Origin of the sequence: Streptomyces sp. TRM68367 (genome assembly GCF_014495685.1) — a bacterium.
Lineage (GTDB): Bacteria > Actinomycetota > Actinomycetes > Streptomycetales > Streptomycetaceae > Streptomyces.
In genome coordinates this window covers 1-2805 of record NZ_JACTVI010000231.1, presented here as the reverse complement: position 1 = coordinate 2805, position 2805 = coordinate 1, and the positions used below count along the sequence as shown (strand labels likewise).

At 64.1% G+C, this 2805-nt stretch carries 3 protein-coding genes and 1 pseudogene; 1 reads left to right on the top strand and 3 read right to left on the bottom strand.

From position 1 onward, the window contains the following. The coding region (locus H8R17_RS44990) for a hypothetical protein (protein ID WP_187828921.1) at positions 1-453 on the bottom strand (453 nt) is incomplete at its 3' end. Between the two features lie 321 nt (positions 454-774). Between H8R17_RS44990 and H8R17_RS44985 the strand changes: the two are divergent. Continuing rightward, positions 775-975 (top strand): annotated as a pseudogene (locus H8R17_RS44985) (site-specific integrase); the annotation flags it as partial. A 438-nt stretch (positions 976-1413) separates the two neighbouring features. On the opposite strand, the gene H8R17_RS44980 reads toward H8R17_RS44985, so the two are convergent. Both H8R17_RS44980 and H8R17_RS44975 read right to left on the bottom strand, forming a co-directional pair. Next, positions 1414-1902, bottom strand: a complete 489-nt coding sequence (locus tag H8R17_RS44980; protein WP_187828920.1) for a hypothetical protein — start codon at positions 1900-1902, stop codon at positions 1414-1416. A 13-nt stretch (positions 1903-1915) separates the two neighbouring features. Next, positions 1916-2587, bottom strand: a complete 672-nt coding sequence (locus H8R17_RS44975; RefSeq protein ID WP_187828919.1) for a polymorphic toxin-type HINT domain-containing protein — start codon at positions 2585-2587, stop codon at positions 1916-1918. Positions 2588-2805 lie beyond the last annotated feature (218 nt).

Here is a 2805-nt window from a genome sequence, read left to right as displayed (position 1 = left end):
CCGCCGCGGCCTTCTCGGCGGCTGCGGCCTTCTCGGCCTTGGCGGCATCGGCCGTGTCCTCGCCGACGTGCGTGGCGGCCTTGGCGTCTTGGTGGTTGTCCCGTTCTCGGTCTCGGAGACGACCGCGTTGGACATGGCCAGGTAGTCGAAGACGGTGGTCTTCTCACCCGTGGCGCCCGCGTTCTGTGTCTGCGACACCGTCCGGTCGAACGGGTCGTAGGTGTAGTTGGTGGTGTCGTAGCCGGTGCCGTTCTTCTTCTGTTCGGAGGCGATGTGGTCGAAGCCGTCGTAGGTGTAGCGCTCGACGACGCTGCCGGCGGTGGTGACGTTGTCCAGCCGGCCGTAGGGGTCGTAGTGGTAGCCGGAGGACACCCCCGCCACGACGGTGGTCGCCAGCCGGTTGCGGTCGTAGTTCGACGTCGTCGTCTGGCCGCCCACGGTCTGCGACGTCACGTTGCCGTTGTCGTCGTAGACATACGACTCATCCGACCCGCCACCGGATACCGTCAGGCGCCCTTGGGGCGCTTGGCTCCTCGGCCCTGGCTTGCCTGCTCCAGGCGCTCAAGACGCTCGTGCATGTCGGCCATCTGCTCCAGGATCAGGTCCAGCTTGCCCGCCAGGTCGACATCCCCGGACCCTGGCGGCGCGGACTGCGGCGGCTGTGCGGAACCGTCGTCGGTACCCCGCGTCTGCCGGTTCTTCCCAGAAGAGGCTTTCGCCGATGACGTACGCCAGCTCTTCCGGCTGCGGCTCGCTCGGCCAGGTGAGCGAGGGAAACACTCGACCGCGACCCTGCTCCTGGAGCAGGGCGTCGAGCTCGTCGTGATCAAGGAACTTCTCGGACATTCCCACATCGGCGTCACCGCCGGCGTCTACGCCCACGTCCGGCTCCGCCTCCAGCGCCAAACCATTGACGCCCTCGGCCCGACCGACGACGACCCCAACGGCCCACCCGCCGCAGCCGTCGTCCGCTGACGTTGCCGTCAAATGACTCAGGGCCCTGCCGACAGTCAGCAGGACCCCAAGATTCTGTCACCGCCAGAATGGAAGCGCTCCTTGCGATCCTGCACGCCACAGATGAATTCAGCGGCGCGTCAGGAGTTCACGTGTGCTTCGTTCCATACTCAGCTGCCTGCCAGTTCGAGTCCCCATACATCTGTTATCCCACACATGACCGACCCGTCAACCACGGCCTCAAAGATCAGTACCAGCCCCCACCACCCCGTGAATGGACACACCCGGACAGGCCATTGGCCGAGAACGGTGGCGCTCCCAACGATAAACCCCGCGACGTGCCAGTAGACTGCGCTTGTAAAACCGCGCGAATTCTGCGCGGAATATCAAACGCGGAGCGGCGCCCCACTGGGAGTGCCCCAGGAGGCGCCGCTTCCTACCCTTCAGCAGTCGTCTGCCTCAACCTCCTTGAACAGCTTGCGTGAGTTCCGCCTCCAAGAAGCCCAGGTACCCGGAGAGGCCGTCAGAGACGATCTCCAGGCCTGGTGGGTCGACCTCGTACACCGCTCCGACGAGCGCCCCGCCGCTTAGGCGATACACCTTGTCCTGGGCCGCATTCAGCGCAAAGAGCCCGCCACCGCCATCGGAACCGAACACCGTGATGGAGTCCTCGACTGCTCCGACAACGCGATTCGGCTGCCCGCCTCGCATACCCTCCAGCAATTCGTCGGCCGAGTGAATGAAGTAGCCATTCTCCAGGTCAGGGAGCGACACGGTTTCCAGCTGCGAGTAGAGATCGACAAGATCACCACTCACGTTCGCGTCTTCCAGACGCCGCCTGACCTCGGCCTCGTCACCGGGGGAAACCGCGATCACCTCATGGTCGTCGGGTGGATACCCATACGTCTCCTCGAACTGATCGACAAACCTTTCAGCGAGCTCGCGCATCGACCGGAGCCAACTACTTAGGCTCTCCCCAGAAATAGGCACCGTACCCTCTATCTATTTGCCCTGCGAAGTCTTCGGTCTCGGCGCGCGTCGCGTTTGGGTTCATATCACCGAACCACTTCCATTGGTTGGTGATGTCCTGATGCACGTTCGCTCCGCGCGATCCCATCCTACTGCCTGGAATACCACGCATGTTGGACGACGCATCGAAATCGAAGTCCTGGAACTCGGGATGATCCCGGTACTCCTGCGGTATCGCGTGGTGCGCGTCCCAGTCCTTCGGGAGCCTCTTGAACCCGTTCCTGTTGAGCCAGGCGTTGAACCGTCCCCGATAGTTGCTCAACTTGATGTTGGGGAACTCCGGGTCGTATCCGTCGCAGGTGTTGTGGACGAGCGTGGGCACGCCTTCTGCAACCACGTAGTACGTGTGGAGTTCCTGCACTGTCAGGTTGTAGCGGTTCGCAGCCCCCGGAGTGGGCGTGACCGACTCGACCCGGATATCGCTGTGGCCGTCAAATGCCTGGAGAGCATCGCCGGGAGCGAGTGAACCAGCCGGCGTCCACTTGTGGGTGGACTTGTCATAGAACGGGTGGTTGGCCGTGGTGTGGAGGACGTCGGTGTGACCATGACCGATCCCCGCGGCGGGTGCAAGCCGTCCGGTGGGGCGTGGCCACCAACCAGACACCCTCGATCTGGGCGTGTCCGCCCTTCACGGATGCGGTGCTGGCGGAGCTGCGCGGGCACTGAGCAAGCCCCCCATCGGATTGTGATCGGGTGGGGGCTTGCTCAGCTGGCCGGTGAGGCCGGCATCGGTCGGAGGACTATTGGGATCCGGCTTCGCCAACCGAACGCAGCAGGCCCAGTACGGTGCCGATCTCGGCCTGAGCGGCTGCCCTGTCCTCT